Origin of the sequence: Amycolatopsis sp. cg5, from assembly GCF_041346955.1 — a bacterium.
Classification (GTDB): Bacteria; Actinomycetota; Actinomycetes; order Mycobacteriales; family Pseudonocardiaceae; genus Amycolatopsis.
Window position 1 is genome coordinate 1,769,508 of the sequence record NZ_CP166849.1, and the last position, 16,046, is coordinate 1,785,553.

Sequence of the window (16,046 nt, forward strand, 5' to 3'; positions counted from 1 at the left end):
CCCGTCCACAACGTGCAACGTTGCGAACGAGGCGTTCACGTCGACCCACCTGGCGCAGTGGCCACGAGTCCTTCAGCAGGGGCCGTTGTCGGTCCAGACTCCCCATTGCCCGGTCGTGCCCGGTTCCTCGCCCTGGGTCCACCACTTGGCCGTCCACTTGTGGCCGTTGTGCGCGACCACGTTGCCCTGGGTGTAGACGCTCGTCTTCTGCCACTCCGCCGCGGCGCAGTCGCCCGGCGGGTTCGACGTCGTGGGCGTCGTGGGCGGGGTCGTGGTCGGCGGGGTCGCGCCGGCGAACCGGGTGCTGAACTTCGTGAAGTCCCAGTCGTTCTGCGGGACGTTGCTGCACACGCTGTTGTCGGTGGTGCCGACGCATGGGCGGTCCCGGTTGACCGACCAGAAGGTGAAGCGGCCGAGTTTGTGGCTGATCGCGTAGTCGTAGACGGTCTGGAAATCGGCGACGTAGAACATCTCCGAGACGTCGGATTTCCCGTTCATGCCGGAGAAACCCTCGTGCGCGTACGCGGTCGCGCTGTCCCAGCCCAGGTGGTTCATCAGCAGGCCGTGGAACGCCTCCAGCGCGGACACCTGTGACGAGCCGCCGTTGAAGCCGCCGTCGAACGGCATGATCGAGAAGTTGTTCGGGGTGAAGCCGATCGACTTGGCCTTGTCGATGAGCAGGGTGCCGAACCAGCCGGTGCCCGCGGCGGTGCCCGGCATGGTCACCGAGACGAACAGGCCGGGATTGTTGGCCTGCAACGTTTTCGCGGCGCCGAGCTCGTTGGCGATGGCGGCGTCGTTCTCGTACTCCGGCTCCTCGAGGTCGAAGTCGATCGCCTTGAGCCCGTACTTGGTGATCACCTGCTGGTACGCCGCCGCTGTCGCGGACACGCTGCCGCAGGTCTGGCCGAGCTTGGTCCCGCCGTAACCGCCGACCGACACCGAAACGTCGCCGCCCGCGCCGCGGATCCGGCTGATCACCCCGGCGACGGCGGTGTCGGAGGACACGGCCGAGACGCCGTCCCAGGTGGGGGAGCAGCCGCCGCCGTTGGGCGCGAGGATGAACGCGAGCTGGAACGCCTTCTGGCCGGTCGCGGCCATGACGGCCACCGGGTCGGGCGGGTTGTTGCTGACGGGCATCAGATACGGGGCCGATGCGTACCAGTTGCTGCCCAACGCCTCGGTGTCGGCTTGGGCGTTGGTGGTGACGGCGAGCGTCGCGGCGGTTCCGGCGAGGACGGCGGCGAGCCCGACGGCGGCCAGTCTGCTTCGTTGCATCTGTCCTCCTGCTGTCGAGTGCTCAACAGCATTGGACTAGACCAATGGCGAAGTCAAGAAAAGCGCCCGGTATGGCGCGATAAAGCCCGCTTTATCCCGACCTGAGTCGTGCGCGTTGCGGGCGGTTCTAACCGCCCGCAACGCGCACGAGCCCTCAGCCTTCGAGGTCGCCTTCGATGCTCAGGTAGACCTCGCGCATCTGGTCGAGCAGGTCGGCGTCCGGCTCGGCCCAGAGGCCGCGGTCCGCCGCCTCGGTGAGCCGCTCGATGATCCCGCGCAGCGCCCACGGGTTCGCCTTGCGCATGAACTCCTGGTTCTCGGCGTCGAGCACATAGGACTCGGTCAGCTTTTCGTACATCCAGTCGCCGACCACGCCCGCGGTCGCGTCGAAGCCGAACAGGTAGTCGACGGTGGCGGCGAGTTCGAACGCGCCCTTGTAGCCGTGCTTGCGCATCGCGGTCAGCCAGCGCGGGTTGACCACGCGGGCGCGGAACACGCGCGCGGTCTCCTCGCCGAGTGTGCGGGTGCGGACCGCGTCCGGTGTCGTGCTGTCGCCGACGTAGGACACGGGTGCGGTGCCGGTGAGCGCCTGGACGGTGGCGATCATGCCGCCGTGGTACTGGAAGTAGTCGTCGGAGTCGGCGATGTCGTGCTCGCGGGTGTCGGTGTTCTTGGCCGCGACCACGATGCGCTTGTACGAGTTCTCCATGTCCTCGCGCGCGGGCCTGCCGTCGAGGCCGCGGCCGTAGGCGAAGCCGCCCCAGACCGCGTAAACCTCGGCGAGGTCGGCGTTGTCGCGCCAGTTTCCGGAGTCCATCAGCGGCAGCAGCCCGGCGCCGTAGGCACCCGGCTTCGAACCGAAGATGCGGGTCGTGGCGCGCCGGGCGTCGCCGTGCGCGGCGAGGTCGGCTCGGGTGTGCGCGCGGACGTAGTTGTCCTCTTCGGACTCGTCGAGCCCGGCGACCAGCTGGACCGCGTCGTCGAGCAGCGTGATGACGTGCGGGAACGCGTCGCGGAAGAAGCCGCTGATGCGGACGGTCACGTCGATGCGCGGCCTGCCGAGCTCGGCGAGCGGAATGGCTTCGATGCCGGTCACGCGGCGGGACGCCTCGTCCCAGATCGGTTGAACACCCAGCAGTGCCAACACTTCCGCCGCGTCGTCGCCCGAAGTCCGCATCGCGGAGGTGCCCCAGACGGACAGGCCGACCGAACGCGGCCAGTCGCCGTTGTCCTCGCGGTACCGCGTCAGGAGCGAGTCCGCGAGCGCCTGGCCGGTCTCCCATGCGAGCCTGCTGGGGATGGCCTTCGGGTCGACCGTGTAGAAGTTCCGGCCGGTCGGGAGCACATTGATCAGGCCGCGCAGCGGTGACCCGCTGGGCCCGGCCGCGATGTACCCGCCGTCGAGCGCGTGCAGCACGGCGTCGATCTCGGCTTCGGTGCCGGCCAGCCGGGGCACGATCTCGGTCGCGGCGAACCGGAGGACCCGCTCGACCTGCTCGTCGGGGTGATCGAGGACTTCGGCGGCCGCTTCCGGTGCCCAGCCGCGTTCTTCCATCGCGACGACGAGCGCGCGTGCCTTCTGCTCGATCGCGTCCACTTCGGACAGTGGGGCGTCGGAGTTCTCCTTCAACCCCAACGCGGACCGCAAACCGGGAACGGCGCCCTGCTGACCGCCCCACATCTGCTGCGCGCGCAGCATGGCGAGCACGAGGTTGATGCGGGCCTCGCCGGTCGGAGCCTCGCCGAGGATGTGCAGGCCGTCGCGGATCTGCGCGTCCTTGACCTCACACAGCCAGCCGTCGATGTGCAGCAGGAAGTCGTCGAATTCCGCGTCGTGCGGCCGTTCCTCGACGCCGAGGTCGTGGTCGAGCTTCGCGGCCTGGATGAGCGTCCAGATCTGGGCGCGGACGGCGGGCAGCTTCGCCGGGTCCATCGCGGCGATGTTGGCGTGCTCGTCGAGCAGCTGCTCCAGCCGCGCCATGTCGCCGTAGCTCTCGGCGCGCGCCATCGGCGGGATGAGGTGGTCGACGATCGTGGCGTGCGCGCGGCGCTTGGCCTGCGCGCCCTCACCGGGGTCGTTGATCAGGAACGGGTAGATCAGCGGCAGGTTGCCGAGCACCGCGTCCGGCGCGCACGAGGCCGAGAGCCCGGCCGTCTTGCCGGGCAGCCACTCCAGCGAGCCGTGCTTGCCGAGGTGGACGACGGCGTGCGCGCCGAACTCCTCCTCCAGCCAGCGGTACGCGGCGAGGTAGTGATGGCTCGGCGGCAGGTCCGGATTGTGGTAGATCGCCACCGGGTTCTCGCCGAATCCGCGGGGCGGCTGGATCATCAGGATCACGTTGCCGGACTGCAGCGACGCCAGCACGATGTCACCGTTGTCGACGTAGAGCTCACCGGGCGCGGGACCCCAGTGCTCCTCCATGCCCTCGCGCAGCTCGGCGGGCAGCTTGTCGAACCACTCCTTGTACTTGGCGGTGGGCACGCGAATCGGGTTGCCTGCGAGCTGTTCTTCCGTGAGCCACTCGGGATCCTGGCCGCCCGCTTCGATCAGCGCGTGGATCAGCGCGTCGCCGTCCGGCTGGTCGGTGCCGGTCGGCTCGACACCGGGGAACGGCTCGTCACCCAGGTCGTAACCAAGGTCGCGCATCCGGCGCAGCAGCTTGATGGCGGACGCGGGCGTGTCGAGGCCGACGGCGTTGCCCACCCGCGAGTGCTTCGTCGGATAGGCCGACAGCATCAGCGCGATCTTGCGCTCGGCGGCCGGGGTGTGGCGCAGCCGGGCGTGCGCGAGCGCGATTCGCGCGACGCGGGACGCGCGCTCGGCGTCCGGGACGTAGCGGGGCAGGCCGTCCTCGTCGATCTCCTTGAACGAGAACGGGACCGTGATCAGCCTGCCGTCGAACTCCGGCACGGCCATCTGGTTGCCCGCGTCGAGCGGGGAGAGGCCGTCGTCGCTGCCTTCCCAGGTCTCGTGGTCGCTGGTCAGGCACAGCGCCTGCAGGATCGGGATGTCGAGCGCGGCCATCTCGGAGACGTCCCACGCCTCGTCGTCGCCACCGGCGCCGACCTCGGACGGCCGGGTGCCGCCCGCGGCGAGCACGGTGACCAGCAGCGCGTCGGCCTTGGCCAGCTCGGCCATCATCTCGGGCTCGCGGCTGCGCAGCGACGCGCAGTGGATCGGCAGCGCGCGGCCGCCCGCGTCCTCGACGGCGTCGGCGAGGCTGTGCACGAACGCGGTGTTCCCGGACAGATGGTGCGCCCGGTAGTAGAGGATCGCGATGACCGGGCCGGTCGCGTCGCCGGAGTTCGGCCGGTCGAGAACGCCCCACAGCGGCTGCTGGGCAGGCGGTTCGAAGCCGTCACCGGTGAGCAGGAGCGTGTCGGAGAGGAAGCGGTGCAGCTGTGTGAGGTTCTCGGGGCCGCCCTGCGCGAGGTACGCGTGCGCCTCGGCCGCGATACCGGCCGGCACCGTCGACAGCTTCATGAGCTGGGCGTCCGGGGTCTGCTCACCGCCGAGCACGATCACGTGCGCGCCGCTCGCGCGCACCGTGTCGAGGCCCTCCTGCCACTCGCGCTCGGAGCCGAGGATGCGGACGACCACGATCCGCGCGCCGTCGAGCAGCCCAGGCAGGTCGGCCAGGTCGAGCCTGGCCGGGTTGGCGAGGCGCCACTCGGTTTCGCCGGATCGGGCGCTGAGCAGGTCGGTGTCCGATGTGGACAGCAGCAGGATCACAGCGTGGAGCTCCTCTCGGGGTGTCCTCGCCCCGGGTAGTCGTGCGCGCCTGCCGGAGTTCCTGGCTCCCGGAGAGGTCTCCGGTCACAGTGGCGGGACCGCCCCGGGTTCACACCGGGTTCCTCCACCTGCCGACGCGAGGGTGCGCCGCTCACTCTCCGGGCAGCGCACCCTCGCGTCAAGGTGACGATGGCCTATCCGCGCCGGTCGTGACCGGCTAGGGGTGGCGCAGTGTTCTTGCTCTCGTTGACTTCCCCTAGAAATCCGTTTACCGACCCCTATGCGCTGGCTCGCTTCTTGTCCGCGCGCGGGCAATCCGTACAGTCACCACCATGGACACCCCTGCCCGTGCGCGCGCCGACGTGTGTCCTGGTGTTTTCGCACCACACGACGCCGCGGACGGCGCGCTGGCCCGGGTCCGGCTACCCGGCGGAGTCGTGACGCGTGCGCAGCTTCGGGTACTCGCGGAGTGCGTGGACGGCTTCGCGGATGGCGAGGTCCACTTGACTTCGCGGGGGAATCTGCAGCTGCGCGGACTGGACCGGTCGGCCACCCGGTTGGCCGAATGGCTCGCCGACGCGGGTCTGCTGCCGTCGCTTTCGCACGAACGGGTCCGGAACATACTGGCGTCGCCGCGCAGTGAGACCGCGCGAGCGCTGGCCGCTGATCTGGATGTCGCGCTGTGTGCGCGTCCGGAACTCGCCGCGCTGCCGGGACGGTTCCTGTTCGCTTTCGACGACGGCCGCGGCGATGTCGCCGGTGAAGGCGCGGACGTCTGCTGGCGTGACGGTGCGGTGCTGCTCGCGGGTGTCGACACCGGCAAGCGCGTGACGGCAGATCAGGCTGTCGAAGCGCTGCTTTCGGTCGCTTCGGCGTTTCTTAAAGCGCGCGACGCTGAGTGGCGGGTTTCCGAACTGTCCGATACTTCGAAACTGACTGACGCCTTGCCAGGGCGTGCCGTGACACCGGTGGAACTGCCGGTGCTGGCCGGCATACCGATCGGTTTACTCGACGACGGCGCCGTGGTCGCCCCCGAATTCGGGGTGCTGACGTCGGCGCGGCTGCGGCTGTTCGCTGAGCTGGCGCCGTTCGTGGTCGTCACGCCGTGGCGTTCGGTCTTCCTGCCCGGCGTGCGCGACGGCGAGGCGCTGGCGGGAATGCTGACCGAACGCGGTGTCACCGCGTGCATCGGCAGGCCCGGCTGCGCGAAGTCGCGAGCCGACGTGCGAGCCGACGCCAGGCGCGTGGCGGGCGTGCGTGCCCACTTCGCCGGCTGTGAGCGCCGGTGCGGAAAACCTGCCGCCGGGCACATCGACGTGCTCGCGGAAGAGGACGGCTACCGCGTCGACGGCACCTGGGTGCCCGTCGCCGCGCTGGCGGATTTCCTGCTGGGAAAAGGAGCGCAGTGATCGACTACATCCGCGACGGCGCGGAGATCTACCGGCATTCGTTCGCCACCATCCGCGAGGAGGCCGATCTCGCGATACTGCCCGACGACGTGGCCGTGGTGGCGGTCCGGATGATCCACGCGTGCGGCATGGTCGATCTCGTCGACGACCTCAAGTACTCGCTCGACGTCGTCGAATCCGGCCGCGCGGCGCTGCGCGCCGGCGCCCCGGTGCTGTGCGACGCGCAGATGATCGCCAGCGGGGTCACCAGGAAACGACTGCCCGCGGACAACGAGGTCCTCTGCACCCTGTCCGACCCGTCCGTCCCGTCACTCGCCGAGCGGATGGGCACCACGCGGTCCGCCGCCGCACTCGAACTCTGGCGCGACAAGCTGCCCGGCTCGGTCGTCGCCATAGGGAACGCGCCGACGGCGTTGTTCCGGCTGCTGGAACTGCTCGAAGAAGGCGTGGGCGCGCCCGCGGCGATCATCGGCGTTCCGGTCGGGTTCATCGGCGCCGCTGAGTCCAAAGTGGAGCTGGTGAAGCGCGCGCCCGCGCCCTATCTGGTGGTGCACGGGCGGCGCGGTGGCAGTGCGATGGCGGTGGCTGCGGTGAACGCGTTGGCGACGGAGGAAGAATGAGCGGCGATTCGGGGAAACTGTGGGGTGTCGGGCTCGGGCCGGGTGACCCCGAGCTGGTGACGGTCAAGGCCGCCCGGTTGATCGGCGAGGCCGACGTGGTGGCGTATCACAGCGCCAGGCACGGCAGGAGCATCGCGCGTTCGGTCGCCGAGCCGTACCTGCGCGAGGGACAGCTCGAAGAGGCGCTGGTGTATCCGGTGACCACCGAGACGACCGATCACCCCGGCGGGTACGAGGGCGCGATCGCCGACTTCTACGCCGAAAGCGCGCAGCGGCTGGCCGTCCACCTCGACGCGGGCCGGAACGTGGTCGTGCTGTGCGAGGGCGACCCGTTCTTCTACGGCTCCTACATGTACATGCACGAGCGGCTCGCCGACCGCTACGAGGCGGAGGCGGTGCCGGGCGTGACGTCGGTGAGCGCGGCGTCCGCCGTGCTCGGGCGGCCGCTGGTGCAGCGCGACGAGGTGCTCACCGTGCTGCCGGGGACGCTGTCCCAGCCCGAGCTGGCGCGACGGCTCGCGGACACGGACTCGGCCGCGGTACTCAAGCTCGGCCGGACGTTCGGCGCGGTGCGCCAGGCACTCGGCGAGGCCGGCAAGCTCGACCAGGCGCTGTACATCGAGCGCGCGACCTGGGGAAAGCAGCGCATCGAGCCCCTTGCCAGCGTCGACCCCGACTCGGTGCCGTACTTCTCGCTGGCGCTGCTGCCCAGTCCGGCCTACTCGGCCCGGCTCGCGGGCGTCGAAGCGGCTCCGGCCTCGCCGGCTCCGGTGTCCGAGGGCGGCGAGGTCGTGGTCGTCGGGCTCGGCCCCGCCGGTCCGCAGTGGCTGACGCCCGAGGCCGAGGTCGAACTCGCGTCCGGCACGCACCTGGTGGGCTATGGCCCTTATTTGGCCCGCGTGCCGGTGAAGGCGGGTCAGCAGCGGCTCGCGTCGGGCAACCGCGTCGAGGCCGAACGGGCCGTCGAAGCGCTTGAGCTGGCCGCGGCGGGAAACCGGGTCGTGGTCGTGTCGTCGGGTGACCCCGGCGTGTTCGCGATGGCGTCGGCGGTGCTGGAACAGGTCGAAGATCCGCGCTGGAAGGACGTTTCGGTCCGCGTCGTGCCCGGCGTGACCGCCGCGCAGGCGGCCGCGTCCCGAGTCGGCGCGCCGCTCGGACACGACTATTGCGTGCTGTCGCTTTCGGATCGCCTTAAGCCTTGGGAGGTCATCGAGCGCAGGCTCGAAGCGGCAGGCGTCTCGGATCTCGTGCTGGCCCTGTACAACCCGGCTTCGTTCAGCCGTACGACCCAGCTCGCGCGCGCCCAGGAAGTCCTGCTGCGGCACCGCGGCCCGGAGACGCCCGTGGTCATCGCCCGCGACGTCGGCGGCGACTCGGAGTCGGTCCGCGTGGTCACCCTGGGCGAGCTCGACAAGGCCTTCGTCGACATGCGCTGCCTGGTCATCGTCGGCTCCTCCCGCACCCGCGTCGCCGCACGCCCCGACGGCACCTCGATGGTCTGGACACCCCGCAGGTACCACTGAAACCCGGGATAAAGCGGGCTTTACTCCGCGGGATAAAGCCCGCTAAACATCGGGGAGTAAAGCCCGCTTTATCCCGGTGGGGCCTAGCGGGTGGGGTTGGTGCCGTTGGGTTGCTGGGGGCCGGGTCCGGGTGACCACCAGCCGGGGACCGTCTTCTTGCCACGGGCGACCGTGGGCGGCGCGCCTTCGGTGAAGGGCTCGACCTGGAGGAGCTTGCCCCAGGACTGGAACGGCTGGCCGACCAGATAACTCGGGACCTCCGGCTGGTCGGCGAGCTCTTCGAGCCAGCCGATCGGGCCGCCGGTCGCGCTGCTCGACCACTTCGCCTCGTCCGCGACCGCGCCCGCCGTGATCCGGTACGCGGGGACCTGCGAGATGCCGTCGTGCGAGAACGCGGGCTGCGCGCACGGGTAGACGAACGACGCAGGCCAGTCCATGTACACCGGCTTCTTGCCGATCTTGTCCGTCAACGTGGTGAACGACGGCACGCGCGGCGCGGTCGCGGCGACCCAGCCGTCCTCGGTGAGGTCGTTGTCGATGGCCGTCACGCGGACCGCGGCCGTCTCCGGTGGCAGGTCACGCATGTTGACGCGGACGTCGTTCCACTGGCCGTTGCCGACACCGGCGGGCAGCAGCGTCTGGCCTTTGAGGACCTTGAAACCGTCCGGCGTCCGTGCCCCGTATTCGAGGCTGACCGTGGCCGCCTTGCCCGGCGCGCCCGCGACGGCGACCACGACCTGGCCTGACGGCGGTTTGTCGGTCAGCTCGTACCAGTCGGAGCGCAGACGGCCCGCTCGCGTCTCCTTCTCCTGGTAGCTGCTCCACATCGACACTTTGTCCTCGGTGAAGCCGTGTGGCGGCTCGGAGAGCGGGTCCTTGTCGTCGACCGTGCGGGTGTGGAAACCGGTCTGGGTGCGGCCGATCTCCTGGTCCGTCGGCGGCAGCGGGTTCTCGGTCTGCGGTGTCGGGTTGACGGTCTTCTGCTGCGCTTCCGGCAGCGGCGCGAGCATGCTCGCGATGGCGTCGCGCTCGACCATCACGCGATCGGAGAGACCACAGCTCTGGCCGAGCAGATGGCCGACGTTCGCCGAGCCGAGGCTGTAACTGCCCGCCTGCGCGTGCATGGCCATGGTCATCGATATGACCTCGCTGGCCACCACCGCGCCACAGACCGCGACCAGCGAGATCGAGCCGAGTTTCAGCGCGCGGCCACGGCGTTCCGGGCTCTCGATCTCGTGGCCGGGACGGTGCGCGCGGACGTTTTCGACGAACGCGATGACCGCCGACACCGCCGCGCCTGCCAGGAAGATGGTCGACAGTGACACCGGGCCCCATTTCGGGGCCGAGTCGAACCACGGCACGCCGAGTTTCGACACGAACCAGAACGCGTTCGGCCCGGTCGCCGCCCAGGCCGCGATGATCAGCAGCCCGGCCAGGAACGCCGCGCGGTTGCGTTTCGACCGCAGCACGCCGGAACTGGTCGCGAGCGCGGTCAGCGCGGCCATCGACGCGCCGACCGCCGCGAACGCGCCGAAGTGGTGGGTCCACTTGGTCGGGGTCAGCGCCAGCAACAGGAAGAACAACGCCGTGGTGCCGATGAGACGGCGGCTCGGGCCCAGCGCCGCGCCGGGAATCCGGCCACGGCGCAGCAAAACGACCAGGCAGGTCCCGGTGCACAACAGGACCAGCAGCACCGGGAACCGGCGGGTCGCGGACCCGTCAGGCAGGTTCTCGAAGAGCAATTGGTACCGCGAGAACTCTTGGAACCACGAGAGATTCGGCCCGACCTGCGTCCGGATCCGGGTGGCTTCGGCGATCGTCGCGAAGGTCTGGTCGGCGAAGACGACGGTCAGCACCAGCAGCCCGGCGCCGAGGATCGGGGCGAGCACCGGCAGCCAGCCGTCGACCGCGCGCTGCTTCAGGATCTTGAACAGTGGCCGCGCGGCGACCAGGAACGGCGCCACCGCGATCAGCCCGGTCGGGGTCGCCGCCAACGTCAACGCGGCGGCCAGCAGGCCGAGGCAGATCGGCAGCAGACGGCGTGTGACCAGTGCGCGTTCGACCGCGCAGATCGCCAGCAGCGAGCCGACCGCGGCGACCGGCTCGGGCCGGACGCCGTTGTTGAATGGCATCCACCAGACCAGGAACACCGCCGCGGCCGCCCAGCCCGCCGCCCGGCTCACCCGTACCTGCGGGCCGAGTCTCGGCATGACCTCGCGGCTGATCAGCAGCCAGCTCAGCAAGCCGAGCAGGAACGACGGCAGGCGGATCCACGGCGGCACCGTGCTGACGTGCGCCATCAGCTCGTACACGTGGTAGAACCAGCCGAACGGCGCCTCGGCCACCCCGAACCAGCGGTGATAGTTCGGCAGGTAACCGGTCTGTTCGGTCACTCTGGCCATGGTCAGGATGTAGCCGTCGTCGGAGGTGACCGGTCCGATGAAGACCCAGGCGCCGAGCACCGCGAACACGGTCACGTCGCGCGCGGTCAGCCGCCACCAGCCGACCGGCGCCCAGCGTGGCGCGCGCCGCGCGAAGCCGGAGTCGAGCTTGCCGACGGCGATCAGGCAGCCGATGAGCGAAAGGACCGCCAGCACACCGACGCCGACCTTCCAGCCCGTCGGCGACGACTGATACCGGGTGTCGGTGACGATCGAGACCCGCAGTCCGTCGATCGGGTCCTTGGCGCTGCTGATCGACGAGTAGATCCCGATCACGCGCGGCCGGTCGTCGCCGCTGAACTCGAAGATCGGGGTGTTCGCGACACTCAGCGTGGTGTGGTTGCCGTCGGAGCGGAACCGGACGTCGCAGTTGTCCGGCGGCAGTGGCTGCCTGGCGACCTGCTGCCCGCGCAGCGACGCCAGCAGCAGGCCTTCGTCGATGCGCAACTGCATGCCCGCGCCGTTCTCGATCCGGGCCTCCGGCACCGTCGAGAAGAGCAGCGTCGGCCCGTCCCCGCGCGCGTCGACCGAGCGGATCGTCGAACACGGGAGAGTGACGTTGAGGTCCTGCGCCCAGTAGCCGGTCAGCGGCGAGTTGACCTGGCGGGTGTCGTTGCCGGTCGGCCAGGTGATCTCCGCGGTGTCCTGCACGACAGGCAGGAACGGGAAGGCGAACGCGCAGAGCGCGGACAGCAATCCGAGCGTGACGGCGAACAGACGCATCGGCGCAACGCTAACGGGTCGCGTCCGAACGGGTGACGCAGGGGCGGAAGGTCTCCCGGTGGACGGCGGCCTCCAGCGGGCGGCGGCTGCGCCAGCCGTGCCGCTCCAAATCGGGCACCGTGGCCAGTTCGGACACTTCGCCGACGCAGAGCCACGCGACCGGGCGGATGCCGTCGGGCAGCCCGACCAAGTCGGCGAGGAACGGCTCGCGGTAGAAGCTCACCCAGCCGACCCCGATGCCCTCGACTGTCGCCGCGAGCCACAGATTCTGGATCGCCAGGCAGACCGAATAGAGCCCGGCGTCGGCGATCGCGTGCCTGCCAAGCACGTCCGGCGAGCCGCGGCCCGCGTCGTAGGTTACGACGATGCCGAGCCCGGACTCCATGATCCCTTCGATCTTGATCCGGTCGAAGGTCGCCGCGCGGTCCTCGGGCAGAGAATCGGCGAAGACGGCCCGCTCGGCCCGCACGTGGTCGGCGAACTTCCGCCGCGTGCCGACGCTCTCGACCAGCACGAAGTCCCACGGCTGGGTCAGCCCGACGCTCGGCGCGCTGTGCGCGGCGCCGAGCATCCGGTCGAGCGCCTCGGGGCCCGGCGGCGCGCCGGTGAACTCGGCGCGGACGTCGCGGCGGCGGTTGAGTAACTCGTAGAACTCGTTCATGGGAGCACCCAATCGACGGCTTGGCCTGGTTCGCTGACGGTGGGGACGGCGGGGCGGGGTGGCCGCCGGACGACCACCACCGGAATGCCCAGGTCACGGGCGGCGGTGAGCTTGGCGGCGGTCATCGAGCCGCCACTGTCCTTGGTGACCAGCACGTCGATCCGGTGGTCGCGTAGCAGCCGGGTCTCACCGTCGACGGTGTACGGGCCGCGGTCGAGCAGGATCTCGATCCGCCGGGGCAGCGGCGGTTCTGGCGGGTCGACGCACCGGGCCAGGAACCACTGGCCGTTGTCGGCGAAGGATGCGAGACCCTGACGGCCGCTGGTGAGGAACACGCGCTCACCTGGCAGGTTCGCGGCCGCTTCGTCGAGCGAGTCGACCCAGTGCCAGTCGTCGCCTGGGCTTTCCGACCAGCCTGGTCGTTGCAGCCTGAGCAGGCGGACCTGTGCGGCCGTCGTGGCTTCGAACGCCGAGGCCCCGATGCGTTCGGCGAACGGATGGGTCGCGTCGACGACGGCGTCGATGTGGTTGTCGCGAAGCCACTCCGCGAGACCGGCCGGGCCGCCGAAGCCGCCGACGCGCACCTCGCCGACGGGCAGCCTGGGGTTCGCCACCCGGCCGGCGAGCGACGAGATGACCGGGACACCGCGCGCGGTCAGCGCCTCGGCGAGCGCACGGGCCTCGCCGGTCCCGCCCAGGATGAGGACCTTCACGGGGTGCGGACCGCCGCGCCCCAGCGCTCGAGTGTCCGAATGTTGGCCACCGTGTCCCGCCAGGTCACCAGCGGCGACTGACGCGCGGCCAAGTGCTCGGCGACGTGGTCGGCTTCGCGGGCGAAGAGGCCCTTCGTGGCCTCGACCTCGATCTCCTCCGGCTTGCCGCCGGACGGGGTGAGCACGATCGTCGAAGTCCTCGGCCGCCGCATGCCGAACGTCCAGGACGGCTTGCCGATGAAGAGCTGGCCGCGGGAGCCGTAGACGCGGATGTGGTCGTCCTGCGTGAGCCGGAAGCCGCAGGAGATCTGCGCGATGATGTCGCCGGGCAGCCGCAGCAGTCCCATGGCGATCTCGTCGACGCCGTTTTCGTCCAGCTTCGCCATGCCGATCACGTCGGTCGGTTCGACCGCTTCGATGCCTGTCGCGGCTTGCGAAACCAGCCTGGCGACCGAGACGCAGTAGCAGCCGACGTCGAGAATTCCGCCACCGCCGAGCGCGGGGTCGGCGATGCGGTCGCGCTCGACACCGCTCGTGTCGTAGCTGAAGGTCACGTCGACCGCGCGGACCTCGCCGATCGCGCCGGAAGTGATGAGTTCGGTCAGTTTCCGCGTCTGCGGGTGCAGCCGGTACATGAACGCCTCCATCAGGAAGACGTCATTGCGCCGCGCGGCTTCGATGACGCGCTCGGCGTCCGCGACGGACACGGTCAGCGGCTTTTCGCACAGCACGTGCTTGCCGGCCTCGGCGGCCTTGATCGCCCACTCGGCGTGCATCGGATGCGGCGTCGACACGTAGACGGCGTCGACGTCGGGATCGGCGAGGAGGGCCTCATAACCGCCATGGCTGCGAGGGATCTCGTGGCGGGCGGCGAACTCGGCCGCCCGGTCGGCCGAGCGTGCCGCGACGGCGGCCAGCGTGCCGTGCTCGCTTTCGCGGATGGCGGCGGCGAACTCTTCGGCGATCGAACCGGCGGCCAGCAGGCCCCAGCGCAGTGTCATAAGGACTCCGGTTGGCTCTTGCGATCACGGGTGGACGAATAAAGGAAGCTGTCGGGGAACCCTTCGGCGGCCAGCACCTTGCCGACGAAGATCATCGCCGCCCTGGTGACCCCGGCCGCGCGGACCTGCGCGGAGATCCCGGTCAGCGTGCCGCGCAGCACGACCTCGCCTGGCTGGCTGGCCAGCGCGACGACCGCGACCGGGCAGTCGGGACCGTAGTGCGGGACCAGCTCTTCGACGAGGTGGTCGAGCCGGTTGATCGCCAGGTGCAACGCGAGCGTCGCGCCGGTGCGGGCGAAAGCGGCCAATTCTTCGCCTTCGGGCATCGCGGTCGAGCGGGCCTGCGCGCGGGTGATGACCAGGCTCTGGCCGACTTCGGGCACGGTCAGCTCGCGCTTGAGCACCGCCGCGGCGGCCGCGAACGCGGGTACGCCGGGGATGACCTCATAGGGCACGCCGGCCGCGTCGAGGCGGCGCATCTGCTCGGCGACCGCGCTGTAGAGCGACGGGTCGCCGGAACACAGGCGCGCCACGTCGGTCTTCGCGTTGACGAGGATCTCGACGATCTGGTCGAGATTCAGCCCGGCGGTGTCCGTGCGCACCGCTCGGGGAGAGCAGTGCTCCAGCAGCTCGGTCGGCGTCATGCTGCCGGGGTAGAGGACGAGGTCGCACGCGGCGAGCCGGTCTCGGCCGCGGACGGTGATCAGGTCGGCGGCGCCCGGTCCGGCGCCGATGAAGTAGACGGTCACCGGTTCACACTCCATTGCGTCACGGTCCGGCTGGGCGACCAGCCGGTGAATCCGCCGAGCGGGGCGGCCTGTTCGACAGCGATCCTGACCAGTTCGCCGCCATGGTCTTGATAAGCCTTCGCCAAGGCCTGTTCGGATTCGAGGGTCACGCCGTGCGCGACGAGCCTGCACTCCTGCGCGAGGCAGGCGTCGAGGACACCCGGCACGGTCAGCCCGCCGCCGATGAAGATCGCGTCGGGTTTCGGCAGGTCACGCAGTGCTTCGGGGGCCGGGCCGACGACGACCTGGAGTTCGGGCACCCCGAGGGTGGCCGAATTCCGGCCAATCCGCTCGGCTCTCTCTTGGTCCCGCTCGACGGCGATCGCCCGGTTCAGCGGGTGCGTTCGCGACCACTCGATCGCGACGCTGCCCGCGCCCGCGCCGATGTCCCAGAGCAGCTCGCCGGGCACCGGCGCGAGGCGGGCGAGCGCGCCGGCACGGAGGTCGCGTTTGGTGAGCTGGCCGTCGTGCTCGAACGCCTCATCGGGCAGGCCGCCGACGAGAGACAGGCCTGAGCCGCGGCAGTCGATCGCGACAACGGTCAGCGGTCCGGTGCGTTCGGTCCAGCCGTCGACGATGCGCTCGTCCGGGCCGCCGAGTTCTTCCAGTGCGATCAGGTCGCTGTCGCCGAAGCCGCGGGCGCGCAGGAGTTCGCCGACGTCGGTCGGATCGGCGCCGAGCACGAGCACCTTGCGGCCGGGTGCGAGCACGCGGTTGAGGCGGTGGAGGCTCCGGCCGACCACGGTGACCACTTCGGTCGCTTCGGCCGACCAGCGCAGGCGGGCACGAGCCAGTGTCACCGACGAGAGTGTGGGCAGGATTTCGACGTTCTCGAACCGGGAAGCCAGTGTCGTGCCGATGCCGGACAAGAGCGGGTCACCGCTGGCCAGCACACAGACGCGGCGGCCTGCGTGCGCCGCGAACAACGCGTCGAGGCCGGGCAGGAGCGGGCTCGGCAGCGGCACCGTCTCGATGCCGCCGGGCAGGTAGGCGAGGTGGCGCGTGGCCCCGATGACGACGTCGGCGCTGGTGACCGCCGCGCGGGCGGTTTCGCTCAGCCCGGACCAGCCGTCGGCCCCGATGCCGACGACGGTCAGTGGTGATTTTTCGCGCACTCGCGGCACGCTAGCCGACGCTTTTCCTGTGCGATGATCGG

The 16,046-nt window shown here is 70.3% G+C and carries 11 protein-coding genes and 1 riboswitch; of the genes, 3 read left to right on the forward strand and 8 right to left on the reverse strand.

All coding sequences use genetic code 11. The annotated features are described in order from the left end of the window. Positions 1–72: 72 nt before the first annotated feature. Together AB5J62_RS08110 and cobN are read right to left on the reverse strand one after the other, a co-directional pair. On the reverse strand, positions 73–1,278 hold the full coding sequence (locus AB5J62_RS08110) for a chitinase (protein WP_370947513.1): 1,206 nt from the start codon (positions 1,276–1,278) through the stop codon (positions 73–75). A gap of 154 nt (positions 1,279–1,432) precedes the next feature. Beyond that, positions 1,433–5,011 (reverse strand): cobaltochelatase subunit CobN, encoded by a 3,579-nt coding sequence (cobN, locus tag AB5J62_RS08115; RefSeq protein ID WP_370947514.1) that lies wholly within the window; start codon positions 5,009–5,011, stop codon positions 1,433–1,435. A 55-nt stretch (positions 5,012–5,066) separates the two neighbouring features. Continuing rightward, positions 5,067–5,136: riboswitch (cobalamin riboswitch) on the reverse strand. Between the two features lie 207 nt (positions 5,137–5,343). Here cobN and AB5J62_RS08120 point away from each other — a divergent pair. From AB5J62_RS08120 to AB5J62_RS08130, 3 genes are read left to right on the forward strand one after another with little or no spacing between them, the layout of a single operon-like run. Next, the gene (locus AB5J62_RS08120; protein ID WP_370947515.1) at positions 5,344–6,420 is read left to right on the forward strand and encodes a precorrin-3B synthase; all 1,077 of its coding nucleotides are present in this window, start codon (positions 5,344–5,346) and stop codon (positions 6,418–6,420) included. Then, positions 6,417–7,040, forward strand: coding sequence for a precorrin-8X methylmutase (locus AB5J62_RS08125; RefSeq protein WP_370947516.1), 624 nt, complete (start codon positions 6,417–6,419; stop codon positions 7,038–7,040). Before AB5J62_RS08120 ends, AB5J62_RS08125 begins: the two co-directional genes overlap by 4 nt. Beyond that, complete coding sequence (locus tag AB5J62_RS08130) at positions 7,037–8,563, forward strand: precorrin-2 C(20)-methyltransferase (protein WP_370947517.1); 1,527 nt, start codon at positions 7,037–7,039, stop codon at positions 8,561–8,563. The genes AB5J62_RS08125 and AB5J62_RS08130 overlap by 4 nt, the downstream gene beginning before the upstream one ends. A gap of 83 nt (positions 8,564–8,646) precedes the next feature. On the opposite strand, the gene AB5J62_RS08135 is transcribed toward AB5J62_RS08130, so the two are convergent. Genes AB5J62_RS08135 through cbiE form a run of 6 tightly spaced genes read right to left on the reverse strand, consistent with a single transcriptional unit; the run spans position 8,647 to position 16,014 of the window. Next, positions 8,647–11,727: an arabinosyltransferase domain-containing protein gene (locus AB5J62_RS08135; RefSeq protein WP_370947518.1), complete on the reverse strand. Its 3,081-nt coding sequence runs from the start codon at positions 11,725–11,727 to the stop codon at positions 8,647–8,649. Positions 11,728–11,737: 10 nt separating this feature from the next. Then, positions 11,738–12,388, reverse strand: a complete 651-nt coding sequence (gene bluB, locus AB5J62_RS08140) for a 5,6-dimethylbenzimidazole synthase (RefSeq protein ID WP_370947520.1) — start codon at positions 12,386–12,388, stop codon at positions 11,738–11,740. Beyond that, on the reverse strand, positions 12,385–13,101 hold the full coding sequence (locus tag AB5J62_RS08145; protein WP_370947521.1) for a cobalt-precorrin-6A reductase: 717 nt from the start codon (positions 13,099–13,101) through the stop codon (positions 12,385–12,387). The genes bluB and AB5J62_RS08145 overlap by 4 nt, the downstream gene beginning before the upstream one ends. Continuing rightward, entirely contained in the window at positions 13,098–14,102 is a 1,005-nt protein-coding gene (locus AB5J62_RS08150) for a Gfo/Idh/MocA family protein (protein WP_370947522.1), read from the reverse strand. The genes AB5J62_RS08145 and AB5J62_RS08150 overlap by 4 nt, the downstream gene beginning before the upstream one ends. Continuing rightward, positions 14,099–14,851 carry a precorrin-4 C(11)-methyltransferase gene (gene cobM / locus AB5J62_RS08155; RefSeq protein ID WP_370947523.1) on the reverse strand — a complete coding sequence of 251 codons (753 nt, stop codon included), beginning with the start codon at positions 14,849–14,851 and terminating at the stop codon, positions 14,099–14,101. The genes AB5J62_RS08150 and cobM overlap by 4 nt, the downstream gene beginning before the upstream one ends. Next, positions 14,848–16,014, reverse strand: coding sequence for a precorrin-6y C5,15-methyltransferase (decarboxylating) subunit CbiE (gene cbiE / locus AB5J62_RS08160; protein WP_370947524.1), 1,167 nt, complete (start codon positions 16,012–16,014; stop codon positions 14,848–14,850). The genes cobM and cbiE overlap by 4 nt, the downstream gene beginning before the upstream one ends. Positions 16,015–16,046: the final 32 nt, after the last annotated feature.

Bases quoted from the DNA above. Each gene is read 5' to 3' on its own strand.
- AB5J62_RS08110 (WP_370947513.1), bottom strand. From the start codon at position 1,278: ATGCAACGAAGCAGACTGGCCGCCGTCGGGCTCGCCGCCGTCCTCGCC.
- AB5J62_RS08120 (WP_370947515.1), top strand. From the start codon at position 5,344: ATGGACACCCCTGCCCGTGCGCGCGCCGACGTGTGTCCTGGTGTTTTC.
- AB5J62_RS08130 (WP_370947517.1), top strand. From the start codon at position 7,037: ATGAGCGGCGATTCGGGGAAACTGTGGGGTGTCGGGCTCGGGCCGGGT.
- AB5J62_RS08135 (WP_370947518.1), bottom strand. From the start codon at position 11,727: ATGCGTCTGTTCGCCGTCACGCTCGGATTGCTGTCCGCGCTCTGCGCG.
- bluB (WP_370947520.1), bottom strand. From the start codon at position 12,388: ATGAACGAGTTCTACGAGTTACTCAACCGCCGCCGCGACGTCCGCGCC.
- AB5J62_RS08150 (WP_370947522.1), bottom strand. From the start codon at position 14,102: ATGACACTGCGCTGGGGCCTGCTGGCCGCCGGTTCGATCGCCGAAGAG.